The sequence below is a fragment of the Arthrobacter sp. CAU 1506 genome (assembly GCF_005047635.1).
GTDB lineage: Bacteria > Actinomycetota > Actinomycetes > Actinomycetales > Micrococcaceae > Crystallibacter.
In genome coordinates, this window is record NZ_SUKC01000009.1 from 59,659 (window position 1) to 84,933 (window position 25,275).

The 25,275-nt window shown below is 67.4% G+C and carries 25 protein-coding genes; 10 read left to right on the forward strand and 15 right to left on the reverse strand.

Annotated features, from left to right (window positions below; all coding sequences use genetic code 11):
- Window positions 1–2: 2 nt before the first annotated feature.
- Window positions 3–593 carry a helix-turn-helix transcriptional regulator gene (locus E4J89_RS11495; RefSeq protein WP_136786282.1) on the reverse strand — a complete coding sequence of 197 codons (591 nt, stop codon included), beginning with the start codon at window positions 591–593 and terminating at the stop codon, window positions 3–5.
- 42 nt (window positions 594–635) lie between these two features.
- Between E4J89_RS11495 and E4J89_RS11500 the strand changes: the two genes are divergently transcribed.
- A complete protein-coding gene (locus E4J89_RS11500) occupies window positions 636–1,127 on the forward strand; it encodes a DUF2127 domain-containing protein (RefSeq protein ID WP_169303991.1) in 492 nt (163 codons plus the stop codon).
- 89 nt (window positions 1,128–1,216) lie between these two features.
- Here E4J89_RS11500 and E4J89_RS11505 read toward each other — a convergent pair whose 3' ends face one another.
- The 4 genes from E4J89_RS11505 to E4J89_RS11520 all read right to left on the reverse strand — a co-directional run bounded on the left by E4J89_RS11505 (window position 1,217) and on the right by E4J89_RS11520 (window position 3,761).
- The gene (locus tag E4J89_RS11505; protein WP_136786284.1) at window positions 1,217–1,591 is read right to left on the reverse strand and encodes a PH domain-containing protein; all 375 of its coding nucleotides are present in this window, start codon (window positions 1,589–1,591) and stop codon (window positions 1,217–1,219) included.
- Window positions 1,592–1,653: 62 nt separating this feature from the next.
- A complete protein-coding gene (locus tag E4J89_RS11510) occupies window positions 1,654–2,259 on the reverse strand; it encodes an isochorismatase family cysteine hydrolase (protein WP_136786285.1) in 606 nt (201 codons plus the stop codon).
- Between the two features lie 94 nt (window positions 2,260–2,353).
- A complete protein-coding gene (locus E4J89_RS11515) occupies window positions 2,354–3,289 on the reverse strand; it encodes a hypothetical protein (RefSeq protein WP_136786286.1) in 936 nt (311 codons plus the stop codon).
- Window positions 3,290–3,344: 55 nt separating this feature from the next.
- Window positions 3,345–3,761 (reverse strand): ChaB family protein, encoded by a 417-nt coding sequence (locus E4J89_RS11520; RefSeq protein ID WP_136786287.1) that lies wholly within the window; start codon window positions 3,759–3,761, stop codon window positions 3,345–3,347.
- A 143-nt stretch (window positions 3,762–3,904) separates the two neighbouring features.
- Between E4J89_RS11520 and hrpB the strand changes: the two genes are divergently transcribed.
- On the forward strand, window positions 3,905–6,649 hold the full coding sequence (gene hrpB / locus E4J89_RS11525; protein ID WP_205754482.1) for an ATP-dependent helicase HrpB: 2,745 nt from the start codon (window positions 3,905–3,907) through the stop codon (window positions 6,647–6,649).
- A 51-nt stretch (window positions 6,650–6,700) separates the two neighbouring features.
- On the opposite strand, the gene E4J89_RS11530 is transcribed toward hrpB, so the two are convergent.
- Entirely contained in the window at window positions 6,701–7,843 is a 1,143-nt protein-coding gene (locus E4J89_RS11530; RefSeq protein ID WP_136786403.1) for an acyl-CoA dehydrogenase family protein, read from the reverse strand.
- Window positions 7,844–8,139: 296 nt separating this feature from the next.
- Between E4J89_RS11530 and E4J89_RS11535 the strand changes: the two genes are divergently transcribed.
- The 4 genes from E4J89_RS11535 to E4J89_RS11550 all read left to right on the forward strand — a co-directional run bounded on the left by E4J89_RS11535 (window position 8,140) and on the right by E4J89_RS11550 (window position 12,150).
- The gene (locus E4J89_RS11535) at window positions 8,140–9,237 is read left to right on the forward strand and encodes a hypothetical protein (protein WP_136786288.1); all 1,098 of its coding nucleotides are present in this window, start codon (window positions 8,140–8,142) and stop codon (window positions 9,235–9,237) included.
- The gene (locus E4J89_RS11540) at window positions 9,234–10,199 is read left to right on the forward strand and encodes an ABC transporter ATP-binding protein (protein WP_240691862.1); all 966 of its coding nucleotides are present in this window, start codon (window positions 9,234–9,236) and stop codon (window positions 10,197–10,199) included. The genes E4J89_RS11535 and E4J89_RS11540 overlap by 4 nt, the downstream gene beginning before the upstream one ends.
- Before the next feature lie 208 nt (window positions 10,200–10,407).
- Complete coding sequence (locus tag E4J89_RS11545) at window positions 10,408–11,262, forward strand: ABC transporter permease subunit (RefSeq protein WP_205754486.1); 855 nt, start codon at window positions 10,408–10,410, stop codon at window positions 11,260–11,262.
- A 102-nt stretch (window positions 11,263–11,364) separates the two neighbouring features.
- Window positions 11,365–12,150 (forward strand): isocitrate lyase/phosphoenolpyruvate mutase family protein, encoded by a 786-nt coding sequence (locus tag E4J89_RS11550; RefSeq protein ID WP_136786290.1) that lies wholly within the window; start codon window positions 11,365–11,367, stop codon window positions 12,148–12,150.
- Window positions 12,151–12,243: 93 nt separating this feature from the next.
- Here the strand turns inward: E4J89_RS11550 and E4J89_RS11555 are convergent, their stop codons facing one another.
- The 6 genes from E4J89_RS11555 to E4J89_RS11580 all read right to left on the reverse strand — a co-directional run bounded on the left by E4J89_RS11555 (window position 12,244) and on the right by E4J89_RS11580 (window position 18,071).
- The gene (locus tag E4J89_RS11555) at window positions 12,244–14,295 is read right to left on the reverse strand and encodes a metallophosphoesterase family protein (protein WP_136786291.1); all 2,052 of its coding nucleotides are present in this window, start codon (window positions 14,293–14,295) and stop codon (window positions 12,244–12,246) included.
- Window positions 14,296–14,615: 320 nt separating this feature from the next.
- Complete coding sequence (locus E4J89_RS11560; protein ID WP_136786292.1) at window positions 14,616–14,843, reverse strand: hypothetical protein; 228 nt, start codon at window positions 14,841–14,843, stop codon at window positions 14,616–14,618.
- A 300-nt stretch (window positions 14,844–15,143) separates the two neighbouring features.
- A complete protein-coding gene (locus tag E4J89_RS11565) occupies window positions 15,144–15,599 on the reverse strand; it encodes an SRPBCC domain-containing protein (protein ID WP_136786293.1) in 456 nt (151 codons plus the stop codon).
- A complete protein-coding gene (locus E4J89_RS11570; RefSeq protein WP_136786294.1) occupies window positions 15,592–15,930 on the reverse strand; it encodes a metalloregulator ArsR/SmtB family transcription factor in 339 nt (112 codons plus the stop codon). Before E4J89_RS11570 ends, E4J89_RS11565 begins: the two co-directional genes overlap by 8 nt.
- Window positions 15,931–16,014: 84 nt before the next feature.
- On the reverse strand, window positions 16,015–17,451 hold the full coding sequence (locus E4J89_RS11575; RefSeq protein ID WP_136786295.1) for a DUF5129 domain-containing protein: 1,437 nt from the start codon (window positions 17,449–17,451) through the stop codon (window positions 16,015–16,017).
- A 143-nt stretch (window positions 17,452–17,594) separates the two neighbouring features.
- A complete protein-coding gene (locus tag E4J89_RS11580; RefSeq protein WP_136786296.1) occupies window positions 17,595–18,071 on the reverse strand; it encodes an SRPBCC family protein in 477 nt (158 codons plus the stop codon).
- A 159-nt stretch (window positions 18,072–18,230) separates the two neighbouring features.
- Here E4J89_RS11580 and E4J89_RS11585 point away from each other — a divergent pair, with 159 nt between their 5' ends.
- Together E4J89_RS11585 and E4J89_RS11590 are read left to right on the forward strand one after the other, a co-directional pair.
- The gene (locus E4J89_RS11585; protein WP_136786297.1) at window positions 18,231–19,277 is read left to right on the forward strand and encodes an NAD(P)-dependent alcohol dehydrogenase; all 1,047 of its coding nucleotides are present in this window, start codon (window positions 18,231–18,233) and stop codon (window positions 19,275–19,277) included.
- 208 nt (window positions 19,278–19,485) lie between these two features.
- Window positions 19,486–20,829, forward strand: coding sequence for a DUF4232 domain-containing protein (locus tag E4J89_RS11590; RefSeq protein WP_136786298.1), 1,344 nt, complete (start codon window positions 19,486–19,488; stop codon window positions 20,827–20,829).
- A 103-nt stretch (window positions 20,830–20,932) separates the two neighbouring features.
- Here the strand turns inward: E4J89_RS11590 and E4J89_RS11595 are convergent, their stop codons facing one another.
- Window positions 20,933–21,496 carry a dihydrofolate reductase family protein gene (locus E4J89_RS11595; protein WP_136786299.1) on the reverse strand — a complete coding sequence of 188 codons (564 nt, stop codon included), beginning with the start codon at window positions 21,494–21,496 and terminating at the stop codon, window positions 20,933–20,935.
- Window positions 21,497–21,593: 97 nt separating this feature from the next.
- Window positions 21,594–22,073 carry a hypothetical protein gene (locus tag E4J89_RS11600; protein WP_205754483.1) on the reverse strand — a complete coding sequence of 160 codons (480 nt, stop codon included), beginning with the start codon at window positions 22,071–22,073 and terminating at the stop codon, window positions 21,594–21,596.
- Between the two features lie 265 nt (window positions 22,074–22,338).
- Here E4J89_RS11600 and E4J89_RS11605 point away from each other — a divergent pair, with 265 nt between their 5' ends.
- Together E4J89_RS11605 and E4J89_RS11610 are read left to right on the forward strand one after the other, a co-directional pair.
- Complete coding sequence (locus E4J89_RS11605; protein WP_169303992.1) at window positions 22,339–22,941, forward strand: TetR-like C-terminal domain-containing protein; 603 nt, start codon at window positions 22,339–22,341, stop codon at window positions 22,939–22,941.
- Between the two features lie 77 nt (window positions 22,942–23,018).
- Entirely contained in the window at window positions 23,019–24,044 is a 1,026-nt protein-coding gene (locus tag E4J89_RS11610) for an LLM class flavin-dependent oxidoreductase (protein WP_240691868.1), read from the forward strand.
- A 127-nt stretch (window positions 24,045–24,171) separates the two neighbouring features.
- Here E4J89_RS11610 and E4J89_RS11615 read toward each other — a convergent pair whose 3' ends face one another.
- Window positions 24,172–25,236: an ATP-dependent DNA ligase gene (locus E4J89_RS11615; RefSeq protein WP_136786302.1), complete on the reverse strand. Its 1,065-nt coding sequence runs from the start codon at window positions 25,234–25,236 to the stop codon at window positions 24,172–24,174.
- Between the last annotated feature and the right edge of the window lie 39 nt (window positions 25,237–25,275).

Genomic DNA, 25,275 nt, shown 5'->3' on the forward strand with positions numbered 1-25,275 from the left:
AATCAGCCGTTCTCTGGGGCCGGAACTTCTTTCAGGGCCGTGGTCCGCGGGAAGGTGTGCACGATCCACAACGTGCAGTCGCCGCCCTCGGCCTGCCAGCGGTGCGACTGGTCCGCAAGGTAGGTGACGTACGTGCCGGCGTGGACCAGCACTTCCTGCCCGAGCGGTCCCAAGCGGATGGAGCCGGTCCGGATGAACACATGCTCGCGTGTGCCCGGGCCGTGGGAGACGGAGAGCTGGACTTTCCCGTGGTGGAACGTCTTGGCGTGGATTTCCACCGTTCCGGCGCCGACCAGTTGGCGGCGCAGCACATGGCCGACGGCGGCTTCATCGGTGATTTCCTCGCCCTCGCCATCCAGCATGATTTCGACGGCGGGGGCCTGCGGCGGCGACAGCAGTTCCGTGACGTGGATGTCGAACGTCTGCGCGATCGCCTGCAGCGTCTCGATGTTTGCGTTCGTTTGGCCCCGCTCCACCTTGAACAGGGTCCCCTTGGCCACGCCTGACTTTTCGCCCAGCTGGGACAGCGACATCCCATGGACATCGCGCAGCCGGCGGACGTTGGCAGCCAGATGCTCCAAAAGCTCACTCATGGAAACATTCTGCACTACGCATGGAAGCTGTACATTCGGAGCGTGAGCCTGTGGAGGGGTGAGGCGAAGGACTGGTGGGACTGGCTGTTCATCGCCGGGGTCATCCTCAAGGGACTGGACGGTGCTGTCGAAATCATCGGCGGATTGCTGCTGCTGGTGGCCGATCCAGCGCAGATCCACGGTCTGGTCCTGCGGCTGACCCAGCCCGAACTCGCTGAGGACCCGCAGGACTTCATCGCCACGCATTTGCTGCACGCATCGGGCACCTTGACCGGCAGCGCCGTGGCGTATGCGGCCGTCTACCTACTGGTGCACGGGGCCGTGAAGGTCGTGCTGGTGACGGCTGTACTGATGAACAAGCTCTGGGCCTATCCGTGGATGATCGCTGTCCTGTTGGTTTTTATTGGCTACCAGATCTACCAGTTCGCGGTCTCGCCCACGCCGGGTTTGGTGGCCCTGACCGTCTTTGACGCACTGGTGGTGGTGCTGACCTGGCACGAATACCGCCGGCAGCGGGAACGCCAAGCCGCCTGACCGCGGGCCGCGCGATCACCAAATCGTCCCGCAAGCCACGCGACCGCCAGATCTTCCGATCGCCAACAGCCGCGCGGGCGGTTCCGAACCTACAGCACGTGAGAGGCAATGAGTTGCGACAGCGATCGGATGTCTACGCTGCCCTTGAACTCAAGCCGCACTTTGCCCAACCCGCTGAACCACAGATCAAGTTCCGTATCCAGGTCGAAAGTGCCCGCGGTTTCCACTGAGAACGATTGAATCTTGGAGTACGGCAGTGAGGTGTAGTCGCGTTTCTTGCCGGTCATGCCTTGGGCATTCACCGCGATCAGGCGTTTGTCGGTGAAGACAACATAGTCGCGGATGCCCTTGAAGGTGGCCAGGATGTTTTCCCCGTGGATGAAAATCTGGGTGACGTCCCGGGCCACCTCGCCGGGATCGCAGGGGCCGAGTTTGACGAAGGAGGCGTTGTTGAAATCGATCATGCCGCAACGGTAATGGTTCGCACTGACAACCCGCTGTAACCGGCCGCCGTGGCGCCTGCCGGTTACGCAGTGGTGCCGATTTCCTGTTCCATGTCCGCGGTGCTCAGCACCCGGCCGAAGAAGGTCCCGATCGCGTCCAAGCTGGCGTTTTGGGCAGCTTCGGAGCGGCCTCCGGTGGCGTCCGAAAGGAACGCGACTTTGTAGTCGTTCATGTAGGCGCTTCGGGCCGTGGACTCGCAGCACACCTCGGTCAGCGTGCCGGCAATGATCACCGTGTCCACGGTGTTGAGCCCTCGGATGGTGGCCAGCACGCTTTTCAGCGGGGTGTTGTGGAACGCGTCATACCGGTGCTTGTCCAGCACGTAGTCGTCGGCTTCGGGTTTGAGCTCCTCGACGACTTCCACGCCGTTGGTTCCGCGGCGCATGCCGACGGTCTGCAGCCGCTGGTTGTAGGTGGTCTCCAGCGGCGACACATCAAACGAGTCGAGCAGCACGTGCCGGGTGTAGATCACCGGGATGCCGGCCTGCCGGCAGGCCGCGACGGCGGTCACCATCTCGGGCAGCCGCTTGCGTGCCATCGGCACCTCCATCGGCGCGCCTTCCAGCACAAAGTCGTTCTGCATATCGATCATCAACAGTGCGGACCTGGCCGCATCAATGCTCCACATGGTTCCCCCTGGCGAGGTTCTGGCCGGCGCGCGGCAGCTGACTGGACTTGAGACCTAGGTTACATGGCCCGCACCCTGCCGCGGGCGGCAGAGGCTACGCCTGCTCGCCCAACTCCCGCTGCGCGGCGGCAGCAGCTTTCCGCGTCCGGTCAGCGGTCCTGGCCGCAGACACCAGGTCTTCCTCGGCCGCTTCGATCGTGCGGTCGGTGGCGGCAATCTCGCGCGTCAGCTCCTCGATGCGCTTTTTCAGTTCACTTAGCTCGTCGGAGAGTGCATCGCGGCGGTTCTGCAACTGGTCCAGCTTGTCCAAGACCTTCTGTTCTTTGGCCTCGGCATCGTCTTTTCGGCGCTCGGCTTTCTCCACCTCGGCCCGCGCCAACCGGCGGCGCCGCTCCGCCTCCTCGGCTTCCTGCTTCGCGGCCCGGTCGGCCTTGGCGGCCCGGCGTTCGGCCAGCTCGTCCCGCGCCGGAGCCTTGGCGCTGCGGCGGGGCGGGGCAGCGGACACCGGCGCGGGTGATCCAACGGCTTCCGGCACGGCGACGATACCGTCCAAGTCCACCGGGTCCAGCCCGGTGGAAGCGAATGATGTGGTGAGCAGTCCGCTGGCCAGCGCAGCACCCGCCGCAGGGTCGGACATGGCGGCACGCAGCGTCTGCTCCACTTCGGTGACGACGGCCGGGCCGACTGAATGGCCCAGTTCGTCGGCCAACTGCCGTCCGCTCGACGCCATGGCGGACAGAAGCCCGCGGCGCTGGTCGCCCAGCGCCCGCATCTGGCTGGGGTCCAGTTCCTGCTGCGCCTGGCTCATCGCCGCCCCCAGCTCGATGACCCCGTCGATCTCATCGCGGCGGTGGACTGCCATCATGTTGAGCAGCCAAGCCGCTGCCGTGGGTTTCGACAGGCCGCGCAACCGTGCTGCCAGAGCCTTGTCCCCGGCCTGCGCGGCTTCCTTGGCCTTGGCGTTGCGGGCCGCGGTGAACTCACCCGGCAGCAGCGCATACAGCTCCCGGGCCGCGCTCTCCAAATCCATGCGCCCTAGCCTAATCGGCCCTGTTCCCGGTGCCTCTCAGGCACGGCGCAGCCGCCTACCGGGACTTTCGAGTCTCCCTGTTGTTGGCCTTGCGCAGCGCCTCGACCAACTGGGACTTGTCCATTTTCGACCGGCCGGGCACGTCGAGCTTTTTCGCCAGGTCGTAAAGGTGTTCCTTGGAAGCGTTCGCGTCCACCCCACCCTTGGTCTGCCGCGAGGTGTTCTTGCCGCCCTTGGCCTGCTGGTCCGAGGGGCCGTACTTCTCCTTCGGCTCCCAGTGGTCGCCGACTTTTTCGTGGGAATGCTTGAGTGCACTGTAGGCAACGCGGTGGGCGCGTTCCTCGTCGCCGTACGTTTCGGCGGCCGAGTCATGGGCCTCCGCGAAAGTCTCCTGCGCCTTCTTGCCTGAACGCTGCAGTGTGCTGGGCAGTTCGCTTTGCTTCGGCTTGCCGCTCTTGGTCGTCTTGGGCATCCGGGCCACGTCCCTTCACCAGAGATTGTTTCCGTTTCCATCTCCAACGTGGCACAGTTCCCCGGCCCTGCCAAGGGACAAACCGGGCTTGTGGAGGGGAAGAAGGGCCGGGGGACCGCATCCCGCCACGGCACAATGTAAGGGTGACCCAGCCAGCCTCCCGCACCACTCAACCTCCGCGTGGCCACTATCGTCCGTTCGATCTGGCGGTCATCGGCGCGGGTCTGGTTTTCGCCGAGTCGCTGGACGGTTTGGCCGCGGCGTTGACGGTGGCGCCCGACGAGGCGACCCCCGGCGCTGCCGCAACCGGACCCTTCGCAGGCGGCACCGCCGTCGTGCAGGCTCCGCCGGGCACGGGCAAGACCACGTTGGTGCCGCCGCTGGTGGCGAACCTGGCCGCCGGGGCTGCGCTGAGCCGCCAGCCAAGCGTGGTGGTGACCCAGCCGCGCCGGGTCGCGGCCCGTTCGGCGGCGCGGCGGCTGGCGTTCCTCGACGGCAGCACGCTGGGCGGCCGCGTCGGCTACACGGTCCGCGGCGAGCGTCGGGCCGGTGCTCAGACCCTGGTCGAGTTCGTCACGCCGGGGATCCTGCTGCGCCGGCTGCTCGCCGACCCCGGCCTGGAGGGCACGGACGCGGTGATCCTGGACGAAGTGCACGAGCGCGGGCTGGAAACCGACCTGCTGCTGGGCATGCTCGGCGAGGTGCGCCAGCTGCGTGCGGACCTCACATTGGTGGCGATGTCCGCCACCCTGGATGCTCCGCGGTTCGCCTCCCTGATCGGAGCGCCCGACGGCGTTGGGCCGGCTCCGGTGGTCGACTGCCCTTCCGCCCTGCATCCCTTGGAGGTGCGGTGGGCGCCGGCGGCTGGACCGCGGCTGGATGAGCGGGGCGTTACCCGAGGTTTCCTGGACCACGTCGCCGCCACTGCGGTTGCCGCCCACGCCACGGCGATCGGCGGCGATCCTGCCATTGATGCCCTGGTGTTCGTTCCCGGAGCGTGGGAAGTGCAGCAGGTCGCGGCATTGATCCGGGACAAGGTTCGGAGCGCAGGCGGCAGCCCCGGCCTCGAGCGGGCCGGAGGCCGGAACACCGAGGTGCTGGAACTGCACGGTCAGGTCGACGCCGCCACGCAGGATCGCGCCGTCTCCGGCCGGGAACCCGGCGGAGTTCCGCGCATCATCGTTTCCACCTCGCTGGCCGAGTCCTCGCTCACCGTGCCCGGAGTGCGGCTGGTGATTGACTCCGGTCTGTCGCGCGAGCCGCGCCGTGATGCCGCCCGCGGCATGTCCGGCCTGGTCACCGTCTCGGCTTCGCGGGCCTCAGCCGACCAGCGCGCCGGCCGCGCTGCCCGCCAAGGACCGGGCACTGTGGTGCGCTGCTATGACCAAAAGACGTTCGGTGCCGCCCCGGCACACCCCACGCCGGAGATTGCCGTCGCGGATCTCACCGCGGCCGCTTTGGTGCTGGCGTGCTGGGGTGCTCTCGGCGGCGAGGGGCTGCAGCTTCCGGATGCACCGCCGGCCGCGGCCATGGGCGATGCCCTGCGAACCCTGCACGATCTAGGCGCCATCGACGACGACGGCCGCGCTACCGAATTGGGGCGGGTCTTGTCCCGGGTTCCAGCCGACCCGCGGCTAGGTCGGGCGCTGCTGGACGGCGCGGCCGTCGCGGGGCCGCAGTTCGCCGCGGACGTCGTTGCGCTGGTGGCCGGGGACCAACGCGCCCCCGGCGCCGACCTGGCCAAACTGCTGGCCTCCCTCCGCGCGGCTGGCCGGGGCGATCCGGCAGCCCGGCGCTGGCGCGAGGAGGCGCGGCGGTTGGCGGAGATCGCACGGCAGGAGGGCGCCGCCGTCGTGCCATCCCGCAGCGGTGCACCGCTGGGCGCGGCGGAAACAGCGGAAACAACGGGACAGATTCTGGCACTGGCCTTCCCGGAACGGGTTGCCCGCCGCGTCAACGGCGCTACCGGCCAGACCTATCTGCTGGCGTCCGGAACGCGCGCCGGTCTGCCGGCGGGCAGTCCGCTGGCGGGCCACGAGTGGCTGGCCGTGGCCGAGGTGTCCAGGGCGCAGGGCCGCGATGCCGCCGGAACCGGGGCGGTGATCCGTTCAGCGGCCCCGCTGGACGCGGACACGGCGGAAGCCGCCGCGGGAACGCTGCTGACCGACCGGGTGGAAGCGCGTTTCGAGGCCGGGCGGGTGGCGGCGCGCCGCGAGCGCCGGCTGGGGGCGATTGTGCTCTCCTCGACGCCGGTCAAACCGTCGCCCGCCGACGGACGGGAAGCGGTGGCACGTGCACTGGAGACTGGCGGGCTGGGCACTATCGGCTGGTCCGAACCGGCCGAGGCATTGCGCCGCCGCCTGGCCCTGCTGCACCGGGAGTTGGGGGAGCCCTGGCCTGATGTCGCCGAACGCGCGTTGCTGGCCCGGCTCTCCGACTGGTTGTCGCCGGAACTGGAGGCGCTGGCCGGCGGCAAGCCCGCCGCGGCTGTGGACCTGGCCGAGCCGCTGCGCCGGCTGCTGCCCTGGCCCGACGCTGCCCGGTTCGATGAGCTGGCACCCGAGCGCCTCCAGGTGCCTAGCGGGTCGCGGGTGTGGATCGATTACCCGGCCCCGGAGGACAGCGGGCGCCCGGTGGTGGCGGTCAAACTGCAGGAATGCTTCGGCTGGGCCGAGACGCCGCGGCTGGTGGACGGGCGGGTGCCGGTGCTGTTCCATCTGCTCTCGCCCGCCGGCCGGCCGCTGGCCGTCACCGACGACCTGGCGTCCTTCTGGTCCGGCCCGTACGCGCAGGTGCGCGCGGAAATGCGCGGCCGGTATCCGAAGCATCCGTGGCCGGAGGACCCGTGGACCGCGCCGGCCACCGCCCGGACTAAGAACCGGATGTAGCCCGGGTCGAGGGAGCAGCGCCCGCCGAGATACCTGCGGCGAGTCGCGCGGTCACCGCCTGAGCTGGCGTGAGATCAGCAGCCGCTGGATTTGGTTGGTGCCTTCGAAGATCTGCATCACCTTCGCCTCGCGCATGTACCGCTCGGCCGGGAAATCCCGGGTGTAGCCGGCGCCGCCCAGTACCTGAACGGCATTGGTGGTCACGCTCATCGCGTTGTCGGTCGCCACCAGTTTGGCGATCGAGGCCTCCCGGCCGTATGGCAGGCCGGCGTCCTTTAACCGGGCGGCGGACAGGTACATGGCGCGCGCGGTTTCGGTTTCCACGGCCATGTCGGCGAGCAGGAAGGCCAGTCCCTCGTGCTCGATCAGCCGCTTGCCGAAGGCTTCCCGCTCGTTGGCGTAGGACGCGGCCAAATCCAGCGCGGCCTGTGCCAGCCCGGTGGCGACGGCGGCGATGCCCAGCCGGCCGGAATCAAGCGCGGCGTAGGCGATGGCCAGGCCTTGGCCATCCTCGCCGATCATCCGGTCGGCGGCAACGTGCACGTCGTCGAAATGCATGGTGGCCGTGGTGGAACCGGTCAGTCCCATCTTGTGCTCCGGTGGCGCCGCGCTCAGCCCTGCCGCATCCGCCGGCACCAGGAAACACGAGACCCCGCGCCGCGGATCGTCGGAGGTCCTGGCCATGACCGTATAGAAGTCGGCCTGGCCGGCATGCGTGGTCCAGGCTTTCGCGCCGCGGATCAGATAGCCGTCGCCGTGCCGCACGGCCTTGGTCCGCATGGCCGCCGGATCCGATCCGGCGTGTGCTTCGGAAAGGCAGTAGGCGCCCAGGGTTTCGCCGGAGAGCATGTCCGGCAGCCAGGTCTTGCGCTGCGCGTCGCTGCCGAAGTGCACCAGCGGGAAGCAGGAGAGGGCGTGCACGCTGACGCCCACGGCCACGCTGCTCCAGGCAGCCCCGAGTTCCTCGAGGACCTGCAGGTAGACCTCGGCCGGCTGGCTGCCCCCGCCGAACTCCTCGGGATACGGCAGGCTGAGCAGCCCGGTTTCCCCGAGCGTCCGAAAGACCTCGCGCGGAAACCGTTCGGCTTCTTCGGCCGCCGACGCCTGCGGCATCAATTCGCGGGCAGCGATGCCACGCACCAGCTCCAGCAGGTCCTGCGCTTCCTCCGTTGGCAACAACCGCTGCACAACCATCGTCACTCACCCCTCCGGCTGCCGGCCTGGGTGTGGGCCGGCTTGAGGATTTCCACAGTGCAGGCGGGTTCGCCGCCGCGCCGCGGAGCATCCGTATGTGATTGCGTGCGTCAACTACAACACGGGGGCAGGGCGGGTACAAGCACGTGTGGATCACGATGTCGGCCGTGGCGCAAGGTCCGCTGAGCGCCGTCCGGAGGATCGGGTGCGGAGGTCCGGGTGCTGTGACCAGTGACCCCGGCGCCCGGCGGGCGTAGTCTGGGACGAAGCCCTTCAGCATCGGAAGGTGGTATGCCGTGGCCCGGACCTGGAAGCGGTGGCTGCCCGCCGCCGTCGTGCCTGCGGTGATTGCCGGCGGAGCGCTGACCGCTTCGCTGCAAGCCAACGCCGCCGCCGATCTGCCGGACAAAACACCGCAGCAGCTGCTGGAAATGGCGGCCGGCAGCGACGTCCATGAGCTGACCGGGACGCTGGAACAGCAATCCGCGCTGGGACTTCCAGAGCTGCCAAAGGATCTGCCGGCGGAAGAGGGCGGGCAACTGGCCACCGCGCTGGAGATGCTCACCGGCACCCACACCGCCAGGGTTTACCGGGGCGGACCGGACCGGACCCGGCTGCAGGTTTTCGACCGCTTTGCCGAGCGCGACGTGATCCGCAACGGTCTGGAGGGGTGGGTCTACAACTCCAAGCAGAACGAGGCTGTCCACCTGACCCTGCCGCCGGTAACCGACGGCGGGGACACGTCCGAAGACGGGGGTGCCGCGCAGACCGAGGCGTACTCTCCGGAACAGCTCGTCGACCAGTTGCTGGAGAGCATGACTTCCGAAACCAAGTTGTCCGTCGGCGACGACACGTCGGTCGCGGGCCGCAGCGCGTACCAGTTGGTGGTGGAACCGAACAGCGCTCAAACGCTGGTGGGGTCCATGGTGCTGGCCATCGATGCCGAGACGGGACTGCCGCTCAACGTCCAGGTGCAGGCCCGCGGACAGCAGGAGCCGGCGTTCCAGCTGGGCTACACCAAGCTGAGTCTTGGTGCGCCGGACCCCGGGCTGTTCGAATTCACTCCGCCCGCCGGCGCCACGGTGACCGAGCACGCCGTGCCGCGGCACGGCTCGGACGCGGAGAAGCACCACGGCAAGAACGACGGCGGTGCGGACCCGGGGGGTCAGGTCACCAGACATGGCTCCGGCTGGGAGACGGTGACGGAAGTCCCCGCGGCGGCCCTTCCGGACGGCTGGGCGGATTCTCCGCTGCTGGCCCAGGCGACGGAGGTTGTGGACGGCGGCCGGCTGATCTCCACCGCGCTGCTCAACGTGTACCTGACCGATGACGGACGCGTCTTCACCGGCTCCGTCCCGTTGGAGCAGTTGCAGGCAGCCGCGGAGGGCCGGTGAACGGCAGCGGCACCTCTGCCGCCCTGGCCATCGAAACCTCCGGACTGACCAAACGCTTCGGCCGGCAAACCGCCGTCGATTCCCTTAATCTGGCCGTTCCGCACGGATCGGTCTTCGGCTTCCTGGGCCCGAACGGCTCCGGGAAAACCACCACCATCCGGGTGATGCTCGGACTGGCAGGCGCCACCAGCGGCAGTGTTCGGATCTTCGGGCAGGAGATGCCCGCGCACCTTCGGAGCGTGCTGCCGCGGGTCGGGGCGCTGATCGAAGGCCCGGCCTTCTATCCTTTCCTCTCCGGCGCCGCCAACCTGCGCCGGCTGGACACGGCAGACCGGCATGCCCCGGCAGCAACCCGCCGCCGCCGGATCGCCGAGGCACTTGAACGGGTCGGGCTGTCGCATGCGGCGAACAAGAAGGTCCGGGCGTATTCGCTGGGCATGAAGCAGCGGCTGGGCATCGCGAACGCGTTGCTGATGCCGCGCCAACTGCTGGTGCTGGACGAACCGACCAACGGACTGGATCCGCAGGGCACCCGCGAGGTCCGCAGCCTGGTGCGCTCGCTGGCCGGCGAAGGCACCACGGTGTTCGTCTCCAGCCACCTGCTCTCCGAGGTGGAACAGATCTGCAGCCACGCCGCCGTGATGCGCGCCGGCCAGCTGGTGGCCCAAGGAACCCTGGACGAACTGCGCCGCGTGGGCCTGACCCACCTGAACATCCAGACCCCGGACGCCAACGCCGCCCGGGCTGTGCTGCGCCGGCTCGGCCTGGAACCGGACGGCACGGCGGCAGCACTCGACGGGCAGGTCAGCACGCCGATGAACCGACCCGACCTGCTGCCGGAGAACATCGCCGCCGCGCTGGTGGCCGACGGCGTGCGGATCCGCGGCTTCGTGGTGGAGGCGGGCAGCCTGGAGGACCGGTACGTGGAACTGACGGGGGAGGGGTTCGACGTTGTCCAATGACGCGCAGCCCGTTTCGCCGCAGTCTGTTCCTGCGCTGCCCGTTCCTGCGCTGCCCGTTCCTGCGCAGCCCGTTCCTGCGCAGCCCGTTTCCTCGGCGGCGGCTCGGCAGAGTTCCGAACCTGGGGGCGGACCCGTGGACCGTTCCGTGCTCCATTCTGGTGCCGGGCCTAACACGACTGCCGGTTCTGAGCCGGCCGGATCTGCCCGACTGGAACAGCCGTCCGCCCCGGAGAACCGCCGGGCGTCGGCGGGCTGGGCACTCTTCGGCTCCGAACTCAGCGTGCTCTTCCGGCGCCTGCGGACCTGGGCCATGCTGCTGGCCCTGGCCGCGGTTCCGGTGCTGATTGCCGTGGTGGTCCGGCTGGCCGCCGACGAAGGAGGGCCCGGCGGAGGCCCGCCGTTCCTGAACCAGATCACCCAGAACGGCCTGTTCGTTGCGCTAACCGGTCTGGTGGTCTCCATTCCGCTGTTCCTGCCGCTGACCATCAGCGTGGTGGCCGGCGACACCATCGCCGGCGAGGCAGGCCACGGCACGCTGCGCTACCTGCTCACCGCCCCGGCCGGCCGGCTGCGGCTACTGGCGGTCAAGTACGGGGCGGCCGTCGTCTTCTGCATCGCGGCGGCGCTCACCATCGTGGTGACCGGCGCGCTCATCGGCACCATCCTCTTCGGCACCGGACCGGTGACCCTGCTCTCCGGCGACACCATCGGCGTCGGCGACTCCCTGGTCCGGCTACTGCTGGTGGCCGTCTATGTCGCGTTGTCCCTGGCCGGGCTGGCCGCGATCGGGCTGTTCATCTCCACCCTCACCGAGGTTCCGGTCGGGGCCATGGCGACGACGGCGGTGCTCGCCGTCGTTACCCAGATCGTTGGCGCCCTGCCGCAGCTCGACTGGCTGCACCCCTGGCTGTTCACCTACCACTGGCTCGACTTCGCCGACCTGCTCCGCCAGCCCATCTCCTGGGATGCCTTCGGCGCCAACGCCCTCCTGCAGGGCGGCTACATCGCCGTCTTCTGCGCCCTCGCCTACAGCCGCTTCAGCACCAAGGACGTGCTGTCCTAGTCATTCACGGGAGTCCTGCGGCTTGCGCGCCGCTGCGGTCGTTGACCGCGCTTGTAGGATGACGGGAATTCACCTGCGACGAATACCCCGGGACGGACTGACATGGCCACTTTTACGGAACTCCACCACGCTGGTGCGCCGCTGCTGCTGCCGAATGCGTGGGACGTCGGCTCGGCCCTGGCCTTTGCGGCGGCAGGGTTCGCCGCCATCGGCACCACCAGCTTCGGCATTGCGGCCAGCGCCGGCCAGCCCGACGGCGGCCGATCCAGCAAGACTGCAACGGCGGACCTCGTGGCGCAATTGGTTCGGTTGCCGGTCCACGTCACCGCGGACATCGAGGACGGCTACTCGGATGACCCCGACGAGGTTGCGGACGTTGTGGCCGAATTGGCGGACCACGGCGTGGCCGGGATCAATATCGAAGACAGCAAAGCCGGGCGTTTGGTGGAGCCCGCAGTCCTGGCCAGCAAGGTGGATGCCATCAAACACCGCACCCCGGACGTGTTTATCAACGCGCGGGTGGACAACTTCTGGCTAGCCGAACAAGCCACCGTGGACGCGGTCCTGCTCCGCTCGCAGGCCTACGCTGACGCCGGGGCCGACGGGATCTTTGTCCCCGGCCTGGCAGCCCCGGAAGACATCAGCCGTGTCGCCGCCGGGATCGGATTGCCGGTCAACCTGCTGGCGCATCCCACGCTCAGTGTTGCCGAGCTGGGGGACTTGGGCATCCGAAGAGTGAGTTCCGGATCGCTGCCTTACCGCGCAGCCGTGGATGCGGCAGTCAACGTTGCCACCGTGCTGCGCGACGGCGGCCAACTGCCGGCAGCCACCTCCTACGGTGAGATGCAGGCGCGCCTCGAGGCTTTCATCAAAGACCCGAGGACCTGACGCCCCGGCTGTGACAGAAGCGCCGCCCTCTGATGGGAGGACGGCGCTTCTGCGCGACTGGCCGGCGACGGTCAGTTTGCCTGCTGCAGTGAATTACTTGTTGTGGCCCGGGGCCAGGTGGGAGCGGCCGCGGTCATGCATGGTGTCCTTGTTGTGGCCGGGGGCGTCGGCCGACTTGCCGCGCTTCTTCTCCGGCTCGGCCGGCATTTCATAGGTCACCCACAGAATCGGGGCCTCAGCACCGGAGCCGCCTTCGTACGCTTCGGCGGTCCGGTTGCCGGTTCCGGAGAGCGCCAGCGTGAGCGCGTTGCCCTCTTCCCAGCCTTCGCCGTCGACGATCGACTGGATCAGTGCGGACAGGTCAGGGGTGCGCTGGTCGGGGCCGGCTTCCTGCGCCAGGGTCCAGAGCGGGATGTCCTTCCACTCCACCGTGGTGTCCAGGAAGCTACGCGAGGAGAGGTTGTTGTCCTCCTCCTTGAACGGCAGGGAGTCGGCCGAATTCTCGACGGCGATGGCCACGTTGAACGGGTCAGCGGACTTCTTGGGCTCATCAGTGGTGAACTGCAGGTGTGCGGAGGTGATCTTGGCACCTGCCGGAATGGCCAACCGGTCGTAGCGCAGCCCGATGATCTGCTGTTCGGTGTCGGCCTCGCCGGGGCTCTCTTCGGTGACCTCGAGGTCGGACGAGTCCAGGTACACCTCGCCCGTTGCGACGTACTGCTCGATGTCGTCATTGCCGGTCAGGATACGTGCCTGCGCGGTCACCTCGCCGGTTTTTTCGTCAACCACGGGTGCGATCGGCTCGTCGAAGACAGGCTCCGGTTCGAACACGGTCTCCGCCGGGTAGTCCGGAACGGGGTTCGGCGTAGCGCCCTCGGGTGCATCGGAGAGCGTGACGTCGTCCAGGACCTTTCCGTCGGCTACCTGGTAGGTGACGGCACGCAGGGACTCGTCCGTTACCGTCACATGCGTGTAGCTCGGGGTCCGTTCCTGGCTGGTGATGGCGTTGAACGGGTAGTCCATGCCGGTGACTTGGTAGTACTTGGAGCCGGTGGAGGAGTTGTGGCTCATGTAGAGCACTTCGCCCGGGAATTTCTCCAGCTTGCTCGGCGCGGAAAGATCGCCGACCGCATGGCCGCTGTGCAGCAGGTGCGAGCGGGTGTAGACGTGGTCGTGGCCGGAGAGGACCAAGTCGATGTCCAGCTTCGACATCTCCAGCGGCATATCCGTGCGGCGGGCCTCGACGTCGCTGTCGGTGGAGTGCGACGCGGTCGAGTAGAGGGCGTGGTGCCAGGTTGCGACCTTCCACTTGGCGTCTTGGCCGTGCTCGGCTATGACCTGTTCCATCCAGTCGAAGTGCTGCTGGTTGTCCCGAACGTTCGAGTTCAGGGACAGGAACAGCACGTCGTTGTAGACGTACCAGTAGTTGCCCAGGCCCGGGTGCTGGGCACCGGCTACCGGGTCGGAGTTAGGCATGAAGAAGTGCTCACCGTAGCTGGGGCCCACGTCGTGGTTGCCGACGTTCGTGGCCAGGGCGTTTTCGCGCAACTGGTCGGGAGCCAGGAAATCGGCGTACTCGGCCGCATCGTCGTGAGTGTTCACCTGGTCGCCGACGGACAGCAGGAAGTCCGCGCCGGGGAATTTCGAGGTCGACGTCGTCAGTGTGTTCTGCCAGGCGCCGCCGTCCGTGGGCTGGCCGCCGCCGGAACCGATCTGCGGGTCGCCGTACACCAGGAAATCGAAATCGCCGTCGGTCTGCGTCGAGAACTCGTAGCTTTCGGACCAGCCGTCAACGTCCGAACCCACCTGGTAGGTGTAAGTCGTTGAGGCGGCCAAGTCCGAGAACGTGGCCTGGTAGTAGGTCTGTCCCTCGGCCTGAGCAGCACCGGACTTGACCGGCAGGACCGTACGGGTGGTGTTGGCTTCGTTGCCCTTGACAGCGATGCGGGCTGCCTGGGGATTGGACGAACTGGAGTACCAGACAAGGTTGCGTTCGGACTCGTTGGCGCCAACGTTGAGGACGGTGGAAGTGGATTCGGCGGCGCCGTCAATCGGCGCTGCCGTGGCAGAAGCGATCGGACCCACAACGACGGCCAGCCCCAGTGTTGCCGCGGCGCAGCGCGTGAACACCTTTCGGTTCTTCATCAAGTCTCCTGTTGAGTTCGCGAGTGGGGCACTTGCTGGCCCCACCGTCGGACTCTAGGAGCACGGGGAGTGGCATTGATGGAATCGGGCTGAATCCCGGGTGAACCGCCGCCGACGGATCGAAATGCATCGATTACCCGGATGGTGTGCGCTTACCGGCGCGGAAGACGGTGGTGGGCTGGCACCTGCGGAGGTGCCAGCCCACGATTGCGTCATGGAAACGGACAGGAGGGTCTCTGGCAACCATCGCCGGATTAGCTTCACCGGTAGGTTGCGGAACCTATCCGTTGACCGGAGCCCGCCTGTTCTTCAGGCCCGATTCAGGCCAGGCGGTGCCGGCCGGTTCCACGGCTCCACGGAATCCAGCTGCGGCTGCGGCGCGGCCGGTCGAGATGGCCTACCTGTTCCATCGGATCCGCGGCGTCGTCCGGCAGCCGCCGGTCCTCGCCGGCCACCACGTGTGCGGTTCCCGGACCGGGTATTTGGGCGGCGGCAAGGTTCGGCATGCCGATGTCCCTGCCCATCCCGTGGAGGGGCTTTGGGCCCATACGCTCCATTGTTTCGGACGAATTGTCGTCACGACGTTGCTGATTTTCCCGCATGTTGTGCCCCCATTGGCTGATCGGTAAATCCCCTGCGGCCTAGAGTAAACCGGTTTCCTCGGAAATGGTCGAAAAATCCCGAGAAATTTTGCCCGACGACCCCTGTGACCGATCGTTACATCGGCGAGTAGAGGTCACTCCGCCCCGAAGAATACGGGCATGGCAAGCCGGGCTCCCGCGTCATGGCGGGCGGCCTCCGACCGAAGCCGGACGCCGCCGTCGTCATGGCAGACGCCAGCTTAGGAGTCAGCCGAGTTGCTCCGCGAGGATGTCCAGCGCCTCGCTCCAACCGTCGAAGACATTGTTATCCCCGGCGAAGCCAGCGATGCCCCGGAGGTGGAAGGTCATCTCGGTGCGACCGCCTTCCAGCTCGGCCAGCTGCACCGTGATGATCGGTGAATCTTCGACCCGGTCACCGGGCGAAGCCCACGTGAAGACGAGCAGTTCCGGTTCCACCACTTCGAGATACTGCCCGGCCGTGGGATATTCGCTGCCGTCGGGCGCGATCATCTTGTACTCATAGGTCCCGCCGACGCGTCCGTCGATCCGGACAAACTCGCGCGGGCTGGTGACTTCGCGGGGGTGCCACCAGCGAGCGGCTTCGTCCGGGTCGGTCCATGCGCGCCAGACGCTCTCGCGCGGTGCGTCGAAAACCCGGGTGATGGTGAACTGCTTGTCTTGGGTAGCGGTTTGTTCAGTCATTTTCGGTTTTCTCCTTGAGTTCGCGGAGCCGCTCGTCCAACAAATCAAAGCGCTCGTTCCAGAGACCGCGGTGATGGTCAATCCAGGCCGAAACGTCGTCCAAAGGTTCGGTGCGGAGGGTGCAGTTTCGCCACTGCGCGGTGGCGGTCCGTTCGATCAGGCCAGCCTTTTCCAGCACCCGCAGATGCTGTGACACAGCGGGCCGGCTGATCTGGAACGGTTCTGCGAGTTGGCCGGCGGTGGCCGAACCTTGCCGCAAGCGGGACAGGATGGCCCTGCGGGTCGGATCAGCCAGCGCGGCGAAGACCAAGCTCAGCTGATCCCCTGCCATGTAAGCAACTCCTTATGTAAGAGATGCCTTAACCATACTCAGGCCTGCGCGGTCGTCAAGAGCTCCAGTCGCCGGAGGCACACCCTAGAACCTGGACGAACTGCCCGAGCCGCTGAAGCTCCCGCCGCTGCTGCCATAGCCGGTGGTGCTGCCGCTGCTGCGTGAGGAATCGACGCTGCTTTGCGCCGAGCTATAGCCGGCGTTGAACGAGTAGGCGGAGTAGAACATGTACGGCGGGTACACCGTGTCCAAGATGGTGGGGGAGGACCGGCGCTCTCCGCTGCGGAGTTCCTCGTCCATCTCCTCGCGCATTTTGTCCTTCTCCGAGGACGTTTTCGCATACGCATCGATGACCGTGTCCGCGTGCGCCTTCAGCAACTCGGTGAATTCGCCCCGGCTGTCCTGCACCAAGCGCAGCGCGCTGTCCGGTGTGGTCCGTCCGTCGGCGAGGCCGGCGGCCCAGTCCTCCAGTTCCTCCCGGATGTGGTCGCGGAAAGAGCGCAGCGACGCAGCCGTTGCCGATGATCTTGCGCTCTCCGGCCCCTCCTCGATCAGCGAATCAATGCCGTCCAGGTCCTCGCGCAAGGGTGCCAGTTGCCGGTCCCAGACACGCTCCCAACCGGATGCCAAGTTCAGGAACGTGTTGGTATCGGCGATGACGTCATCCAGGGCATCCAGCTCCGTCGCCATGCGCGCGTACTCGGCCGCTGTCTTGACGTTCTTGCCCGACTTCAAATCCTTCTCGCTCATGGCGTGGACCCTGTCGTTGAGCTTGCTGGCTTCGGTGTAGCCGGTCATGAAGCCGCGGTATTTTTCCAGCACCCGCGAGCCGTACTCAGACGTCGGCGGAATGGTGTTCGCATTGACCTCCGTGGCGTCCAGGTCCATGGAGACGTTGGAGTAGCTGCGGTCCCCGCGCTCAATCTCGCGACGGGCCCTGATCAGGTTCTGCCGGCGTACACCAAAGCGGACTCCGAAGAACCCGACGACGGCGATGCCGCCCGCCCAGAGGCTGCCGATGAAGGCCCCGGAGCGGTACCACGGGCGGTTGATCAACTCAGCGCCGCGCTCGATGCCGGCGATGGTTCCGTCGGTCCACTGGGCATCACGGAACAGTTCTTTGGTGGCCTCCTGGATGTCCTCGCGCTGCTCCAGCGGGATCTTGCGGTCCTCGCCCATATAGGTTCCGACCCACCGGCCCACCGGATCCAGCGCGAAGATAAAGAGCCCGTCCGCCCACTTCTGACCGTCGGCGCTGAGCCACTCCGGATGCTCCGCGCGGGCGAAGCGAAGCACTTCTTCGTTGAGGTTGGCAGAGGCAGAGCCGTTGTAGGTATAGACAGCGACTTTGGTCGGTTGGTAGAAGTCGATCGCCTCGACCGCGGGCAGGAGCGTGTTCTGGTCAAGGACGCCGGCGGTGTCCTCTACGACCACCTCCGTGGGGGTCACGGCGTGCGCGGCCGAAGCTGTTCCCAGCAGTCCCGCCAGCACCAACATGAGGGCGCCGATCATCCTTTTCATCTGTCCAATTCCTTCGGTTCCGCAGATTTATGGCCTCACCGGAACCCTACCGGGTATGGGCAGCGGACAGATGGACGCCGCACATGGCGGTGGGCCGGCTCCAGGAGCCGGCCCACCGCCGTCGTTATGAGGGGAAGTAAGGTCTAGAGCTGGGTGCCGGTGGGGCCGCTGTCGTTCACTTCGCCGCGCCAGGCGCCGGTCTCGGTGCCGCGGGTTTCGATGAACTCCTTGAACTTCTTCATGTCCGACTTCACTTGCCTGTCGTCAAGGTTCAGGGCCGCGCCTGCCTTCTCGGTGAAGGTTTCGGGGTCCCATTCGAAGCGGACGGACACCTGGGTGCTGTCGGCTCCGAGCTGGCTGAACGTGACGACGCCGGCGTGCGACTTGCCGTCGACGCTGCGCCACGCGATGCGCTGGTCCGGCTGCTGCTCCACGATCTCGGTATCGAACTCGCGCTCGACACCGCCGATCTTCGTCTTCCAATGGTTGGTGGTGTCGGTCAGCTGCGTCACCGACTCCACCCCGGACATGAAGTTAGAAAAGGACTCGAACTGCGTCCACTGGTCGTACGCGGTACGGACCGGAACGGCTACATCAATGGTTTCTTCCACGGTCTGCATTCATTGCCTCCTTTGGAATCGGGCCGGCCCCGCCGTTGCGGGTTCGTGACGGCCTCACAAACCCCACGGTACACAAAAGACAGCTTGCTGACTAATGATGTTTTGATGGGTAGGGTGGCTGGCGGAACCATCCAGCAGGATCGATCGAAGGAGTGGAGCATGCGCGCCGTAGTGTTCGAGGAATTCAAGACGTTCCCCACGATCAAGGACGTGGAGCGGCCGAAGCTGCAGGCCGGCGAAGTGCTGCTGAAGGTTGCCGGCGCGGGCGCCTGCCACTCCGATGTGGCGATCTACCACGATTTCGAGGCCGGCCGACCGGGCGCGGTGCCGCCGCCGTTCACCCTGGGGCACGAGAATTCCGGCTGGGTGGAGGAACTTGGCGAAGGTGTTGAGGGGTTCAATGTCGGTGACGCCTACCTGGTCTACGGGCCGATCGGCTGCGGGCACTGCAAGGCCTGTTCGCGCGGCCAGGACACCTACTGCGAGAATGCCGCCAAGATGCCGTACCTCGGCGTTGGTTTGGGGCGCGACGGCGGGATGGCTGAGTATGTTTCGGTCCCCGCCCGGAATCTGGTGCCGCTGGGCGATGCCGACCCGGTTGCCGCGGCGCCGCTGGCCGACGCCGCACTCACCCCGTACCACGCGATCAAACAAGCGCTGCCGCATCTGGCCGGCGGCGGCAAATATGCGCTGGTGATCGGGCTCGGCGGACTGGGGCAGATCGCCGTGCAGATCCTGAAGGCGCTGACCGGTGCCACCGTGATTGCCACGGACATGAAGGAAGACGCCATGCGCAGGGCCGAAGAAGCCGGCGCGGTGACCGTCCCCGGCGGGGAAGGGCAGGCGGAGCGGATCCGCGAGATCACCGGCGGCCGCGGAGTCGACGCCGCGTTCGACTTTGTGGGCGTCGGGCCTACCGTCAAGACGGCCGCCGCCTCGATGGCCCGGCTGTCCCGGCTGACCGTCGTGGGCATCGCCGGCGGCACCCTTGAGTGGAGCTTCTTCACCAACCCGTACGAGTCGGTCATCACCAACACCTACTGGGGCACCATCGAGGACCTGCACGAGGTGGTGGACATGTACAAGGCCGGCCAGATAGTGCCGGAAGTCCAGCGCTTCAGCATGAATGAGGCACTGGACGCCTACCGCAAGCTGCAGGCCGGCGAAATCTCCGGCCGCGCCGTGGTGGTCCCGCACGGCGGCTAGCCAAAGTCACGGCCCGACGGCGGTGGGACGGCTGAGATTGCTCGCCCCCGTCATCGGGGTGGGGGCTGGCTGAGTCTGTTGCTCCGTCGTTTGGGGCGGGGCCCGCGGGGTGGCCCGCACGGGGCTGCGGCGCCCGCGGTGGGCGAGGCGGATTCATGCCTCAACCAAGCTGGCCGAGGCATGAATCCGCCTCGACTACGCTGGCCCCGTGACTGAATCCCGGCGCGCAGCGCCTCCTTCCCGGCGTCCGGCTGGTTCCCGCCGGCGCGCCGCCCTGGTCCTGGGCGCGGCTTCTTCGGCAGTGTGGCTGCTGACCACCGGCGCCTTTGCCCTGATGGCGGCCGGCGGTCGGCCGGTTCCGATGAGCGCGGTGGGGTTGGTCTTTCCGGCTACGGTGCCGGGCTGGCTGGCATCATCGGTGGCCCCTTGGCCGCTGGCAGCCGTGCTGGTCTCCGCGCTCGCTGTGGGAGGGGTGGCGTACGCCCTGGCCCCGCTCGCCAGCGCGGCTACGACTGGAACTGCCACGGCTGCTGGGCGCACCCCTGCTGCTGGAACCGTCTCCGCTGCCGCTGGCCACACCCCTGGCATCACCACCCCTGACATCACCTCAGCCGGCACGGCGCGCCGCGGCACGGTGATCCTGGCACTGTGGTGCGTCGTTATTCTCGCTGCGGCCGCGACCGGCGGATTGGTAGCACTGGGCGGGATCGCCGCGAACTGGCCGCCTGCCCGGTTGTTGGAGCTGGCAAGCCCGGTGATGCCAGCGGTGTCAACGGCCGCCTACTGGGGATTGCTCTGGGGTTGGCTGCCGGCCGTGCTGGCCGCCCGCCCGCTGCTGCAGCAAGCCGTCGGCGGACCGGCCAGCCCCGCCACCTCCGCCAGCCCCGCCACCTCCGCCCGCTCCGCCAGCCGGGATGAACCGGGCTCGCGGAGCTGGCTCCGACTGCTCCCGGCTGCATTGTTCGCTGTACTGCTGGTTGCGGCCTTTCCGCTGGCGCAGAACGCGAACCAGGCGGCAGCACCCGCGCCGCCGGTTGCCGAACCGCTGCCCGAGCCAGTGGTCTATGGTTCGCCGCTGGTGTCGGCAGCGGTTGAATCAGGGGCGCCTGAATCGCCCCATCCCGATCCCGAGGGCGAGCGGTGGTGCACCGGCGGGGACACCGCCGTCGTACTGGGAGGGGGCGATGCAGCAACCGGACACCGGGCGCAGGAACTGCTCATCAACAACACCGGCGAGGGTGCCTGCACGCTAGCCCGCTATCCGGACATCGCGTTCGACGACGAGGGCGGCTCCGCGATGAGCGTGCTGGTTTTCCGGGGTGGCACCTTCATGACGGACGACCCCGGGCTGGAACCCGTCGTGCTGCAGCCGGGGGCCTCGGCGCGGGCGGTGCTGGGCTGGAACGCGATGGCCGCGGCCGGTGACCCCCGGGTCGGCACCGTGCTGGCGGCACCGTACGCGGGCACCGAGCGGGAGAAGCTGCCGGTGGTGCTGGACATCGTCAACGGCGGGGCGGTGGCCGTCACCGCGTGGCAGGCCGTCGACGGATGAACGGCCGAGGCAAACCCGGACCGTAGGGCAACGCCGACGCTGGCGGGACCGAGCTGACGCTGGTGTAACCACGCGTGGTGGACGTGCCGCCCGCCGCGGGTATTCAGCGCCTGGACACGTACCTCGTCAGGAGCACGCCGTCGGGAAACTTCCGGGTCTCCACCAGATCCAGGTTCACCCAGTTGTCCAGGGCCGTGAAGAACGGCGTGCCGCCGCCCACCAGGACGGGGTGGGTGGCCAGCGCGTACTCGTCGATCAACCCGGCCCGCATGGCCGCCGCAGCGAGGGTGGCGCTGCTGACGTCCATGGGGCCGCCATTCTCAGTCTTGAGCCGGGTGATCTCGGTGACAGCATCGCCGCTGACCAGGCGGGTGTTCCAGTCGACCGAGCTGATCGTCGAGGAGAACACCACCTTCGGCATGTCGCGCCAGCGTCGGGCGAACTCGATCTGCGCCGGTGTGGCGCCGGGCTGCTGGTCGGCGGTCGGCCAATGGGAGCTCATCATCTCCCAGAGCTTGCGCCCGTACAGCGCCAAGCCAGTGGCCCCCACCCGGTCCGACCACCACTGGAACAGCTCGTCGCTCGGAACGCTCCAGCCGAGGTCGCCACCGGGCGCCGTGATGTAGCCGTCCAGGCTCAGGTTCATGGCGTAGGTCAGTTTCCGCATGATGTCAGCTTCCCGTGAATCGGTATTCGGCGTACAGAGGGTACCGGCGGTCGTTCGCAGTTTCGATGGTCGGCAAGGGCGGGGCGAGACGTCGGGGTTACCATCCGACGATGGCCAGCACGATGGCCGCGACCCCGAAGGGGATGTCGAGCACAAAGCAGAATTCGGCCAGCGACCGAGGGACCACCGTATTGCGCCGCCAGTGCACGTAGTCCCAAGCGGCGTGACTGGCCAATGCGACACCGGCCAAAGCGAGTCCTAGACGTGGGGAGACCAAGACGGCGACGACGGCCACGCCGCCAAAGCCGAGCATCGCCAGCCCCTGGGCGCTGAGGGAGCGGACCTGGGCACGGCGCAGCACACCGACCACGACTAATATGGCCGCGAAGCCCGCCAGGCCCACCCACCAGAAGATGCCGGCGATCTCGCTGACGATGACCACGATGGACGCGACGGGGATCGCGGCCCAGCCGATCCAGGGGCGACCCAGCGCGGCGGCGGCCAGGTAACAGCTGGCCGCCGCCGCCACCGTGATGGCCACCGCGCCGGTGGCCACTCCGGTGGCGATCTGAAACATTGCAGCGGACAACCCCAACGCTGCGGGCCAGTACGCCAGTACCGGCCGCCGCCCAGCACGGGCAGTACCATCGGCAGCTGCGGTCGCTGATCGATTCGTCGACATCATGGCGCAACCACCATGCAGAAATAGTGGTCAGTGAACCTGAAAACCTGTCGCTTCATGGCGCAACCCTCAGTTTTTCGGTAACGCGAAGATCCTCGCGGTAGCGACTATACGCTGATCGGGAAAATTAATGCAAGGAAATTCGCGTTATGATTCCGGCATGGACCACGGACGAACCATGCAGCGCCCCGGAGGACGGTCGGCACGTGTGCGCTCGGCCGTTCACACGGCAGTGCTGGAGTTGTTGGAAGCGCGCTCGTGGGAGGAGTTAAGCGTCCCGCTGGTGGCCGAGGTGTCGGGGGTGCACCAAGCGACGATCTATCGAAGGTGGGGGACGATGTCAGCCCTGCTGAATGACGTGGTCAACGAGTGGTCGGCCACCACCGCGTCGCTTCCGTCCACCGGATCCCTGCGCGATGACCTCCACATCTATGCCGCGGCGGTCGCGAAGTCGCTGAGGGATGGGAGCGTTCCGCTGATCCTCCGGGCCGTGGTCTTGGAGATCCGTCCGGGAGAGCGGCATCGGGCTTCGCCTGCGTTCGCCGAACGCGAGCGTCAGCTGCAGTTGATGCTCGACCAGTCAGCGGAGCGCGGCGAATCGGTGCCAACGCTGGCGGAACTTCTGGAACTGGTGGTGGCGCCCTTGTACTTCTACGCGCTGTTCACCGAACCGATGGCCGAGGCGGAGGCGGCACGTCTCGTCGATCGGCTACTCGACATCGTTGCCCGTCGTGGCCCCAACACCCCCGAGGTGACCTCATGAGCTCCTCGTGGGACGGACTGCGCGCAACGGAATCGGCGCCACGGAATCAGCGGAGCGTCCGCGGTGTTGAGCCGGATGTGAAGCGTCTAGGTTTTCTCTCGTTCGGCCATTGGAGCCCGGCTATCGGTTCGCCCGTCCCTACCGCTGCGGAGGGCCTGCTGCAGAGCATCGACCTGGCCGTGGCCGCGGAAGAAGCCGGCGTGGACGGCGCCTACTTCCGGGTGCACCACTTCGCCCGCCAGCAGTCTTCGCCCTTTCCGCTGCTGTCGGCCATCGCCGCGCGCACCAGCCGGATCGAGATCGGCACCGGCGTGATCGACATGCGCTACGAAAACCCGCTGTACATGGCCGAAGAGGCTGCGGCGACGGACCTGATCAGCGGAGGGCGCCTGCAGCTGGGGATCAGTCGCGGGTCGCCCGAACCGGCGTTGAACGGGGCCACGGCCTTCGGCTACCGGCCGGCCGACGGCGAGACCGACGCGGACATGGCCCGCCGCCACACCACGGTGTTCCGCCGCGCCATCACCGGCGCGGGAATGGCGCCGGCGGACCCGAACCACATGCAGGGCCGACATGTCGGCATGCTTCCGGTGGAACCGGTCTCTGCCGGGTTGCCGGAACGGATCTGGTGGGGTGCAGGATCGCGGGCCACTGCGGTCTGGACCGCCGAGCAGGGGATGAACCTGATGAGCTCCACGCTGCTGATCGAAGACACCGGCGTGCCCTTCGACCAACTGCAGGCTGAACAGATCCACCTGTTCCACGAAGCTTGGCAAAAGGCCGGCCACGCCCATGTTCCCCGGGTCTCGGTCAGCCGTAGCGTGATGCCCATTGTCGACGACGAAGACCGCCGGTACTTCGGGCTGCGCGGCCAGACCGACCAGCATGACCAGGTCGGCATGCTGGACGGTACCCGCTCCCGGTTCGGCAAGAGCTACATCGGCGAGCCGGACAAGATTGCCGCGGACCTGGCTGCCGACCAGGCCGTGCAAGCCGCGGACACGGTGCTGCTAACCGTGCCGAACTACCTGGGCGTGGACTACAACGCCAAGCTGCTGGGCAACATCGTGCAGCACGTGGCGCCGGCCGCCGGCTGGCGCTGAACCGGATCGACTGTACGGATCTGGCCCGTCCCAAGCGGTTTGAGGGGCCAGGTCAGTACAGTCGATCGTCGGGGGTTGAACCTGGGGCTGCCCAAGCTGGAGTTGGCCAAGCTGAAGCAGCTCCCGGCTACTGCAGCACGTCGTTCAGGTCGTAGGAGACCGGCTCGTCCAACTGCCCGTAGGTGCATGATTCTGGATCGCGGTCCGGCCGCCAGCGGACAAACTGCGCGGTGTGCCGGAAGCGCTCGCCCTCCATGTGGTCGTACTTGACCTCCAGCACCCGCTCCGGCCGCAGCGGCACGAAGGACAAGTCCTTGCCCCCGCTCCACCGGCTGCCCTCCGAGGTGAGCGGCGTGCGCTGGCCGGCCTCGTGCTGCTCCCGGTTCCAGGGGTGCTCGCCGGAATCGGCGATCAGCGGCTGGAGTTCCTCGAACAGTTCCTCCCGGCGCTTCATGCTGAATGCCCCGGCCACGCCCACATGGACCAGCGTCCCGTCGTCGTTGTAGATGCCCAGCAGCAGCGACCCCACCCGGCCCGGACCGCTCTTGTGCACCCGGTAGCCGGCCAGCACGCAATCGGCCGTGCGCTCATGCTTGATCTTGAACATGGTCCGCTTGTCCGGCTGGTAGGTCCCATCCAGCGGTTTAGCCACCACGCCGTCCAGCCCGGCGCCCTCGAATTCGTGGAACCACTTCTGGGCCACCGCCGGATCATCCGTGGTCCGCGTCATGTGGATGGGATTGACGACGGCGGAGAGCGCCTTCTCCAGTGCGGCGCGGCGTTCCTCGAACGGGCGGGAGGTCAGGTCTTCGTCGCCGAGCGCCAGCAGATCGAACGCCACGAACCGGGCCGGTGTCTGCACCGACAGCAGCTTGACCCGGCTGGCCGCGGGGTGGATGCGCTGCTGCAGCATCTCGAAGTCCAACCGGTCGCCGCCTTCGCCCACCAGGATGATTTCCCCGTCCACCACACAGCGCTCCGGCAGTTGCTCGCGGAAAGCCTCCACCAATTCTGGGAAGTAACGGGTCATCGGCTTCTCGTTCCGGCTGCCGATCTCCACGGCGTCGCCGTCGCGGAAGATGATCGAGCGGAAACCGTCCCACTTCGGCTCGTATTTCATTCCGCTGTCGGGGATTTTGGCCACCCCTTTGGCCAGCATGGGCGGTACGGGCGGCATCAGCGGCAGGTCCATGCGCCCATTCTGCGTGCTGTCCGTCCCGGTGTCCACGGC

Coding starts and splice junctions, on each gene's coding strand:
- E4J89_RS11530 (WP_136786403.1), bottom strand. CDS start 7,843: ATGGTTGTGCAGCGGTTGTTGCCAACGGAGGAAGCGCAGGACCTGCTG.
- E4J89_RS11515 (WP_136786286.1), bottom strand. CDS start 3,289: ATGGATTTGGAGAGCGCGGCCCGGGAGCTGTATGCGCTGCTGCCGGGT.
- E4J89_RS11550 (WP_136786290.1), top strand. CDS start 11,365: ATGGCCACTTTTACGGAACTCCACCACGCTGGTGCGCCGCTGCTGCTG.
- E4J89_RS11560 (WP_136786292.1), bottom strand. CDS start 14,843: ATGGGCCCAAAGCCCCTCCACGGGATGGGCAGGGACATCGGCATGCCG.
- E4J89_RS11575 (WP_136786295.1), bottom strand. CDS start 17,451: ATGAAAAGGATGATCGGCGCCCTCATGTTGGTGCTGGCGGGACTGCTG.
- E4J89_RS11555 (WP_136786291.1), bottom strand. CDS start 14,295: ATGAAGAACCGAAAGGTGTTCACGCGCTGCGCCGCGGCAACACTGGGG.
- E4J89_RS11565 (WP_136786293.1), bottom strand. CDS start 15,599: ATGACTGAACAAACCGCTACCCAAGACAAGCAGTTCACCATCACCCGG.
- E4J89_RS11600 (WP_205754483.1), bottom strand. CDS start 22,073: ATGTTTCAGATCGCCACCGGAGTGGCCACCGGCGCGGTGGCCATCACG.
- E4J89_RS11505 (WP_136786284.1), bottom strand. CDS start 1,591: ATGATCGATTTCAACAACGCCTCCTTCGTCAAACTCGGCCCCTGCGAT.
- E4J89_RS11570 (WP_136786294.1), bottom strand. CDS start 15,930: ATGGCAGGGGATCAGCTGAGCTTGGTCTTCGCCGCGCTGGCTGATCCG.
- E4J89_RS11595 (WP_136786299.1), bottom strand. CDS start 21,496: ATGCGGAAACTGACCTACGCCATGAACCTGAGCCTGGACGGCTACATC.
- E4J89_RS11510 (WP_136786285.1), bottom strand. CDS start 2,259: ATGTGGAGCATTGATGCGGCCAGGTCCGCACTGTTGATGATCGATATG.
- E4J89_RS11585 (WP_136786297.1), top strand. CDS start 18,231: ATGCGCGCCGTAGTGTTCGAGGAATTCAAGACGTTCCCCACGATCAAG.
- E4J89_RS11495 (WP_136786282.1), bottom strand. CDS start 593: ATGAGTGAGCTTTTGGAGCATCTGGCTGCCAACGTCCGCCGGCTGCGC.
- E4J89_RS11615 (WP_136786302.1), bottom strand. CDS start 25,236: ATGGACCTGCCGCTGATGCCGCCCGTACCGCCCATGCTGGCCAAAGGG.
- E4J89_RS11605 (WP_169303992.1), top strand. CDS start 22,339: ATGGACCACGGACGAACCATGCAGCGCCCCGGAGGACGGTCGGCACGT.
- E4J89_RS11520 (WP_136786287.1), bottom strand. CDS start 3,761: ATGCCCAAGACGACCAAGAGCGGCAAGCCGAAGCAAAGCGAACTGCCC.
- E4J89_RS11580 (WP_136786296.1), bottom strand. CDS start 18,071: ATGCAGACCGTGGAAGAAACCATTGATGTAGCCGTTCCGGTCCGTACC.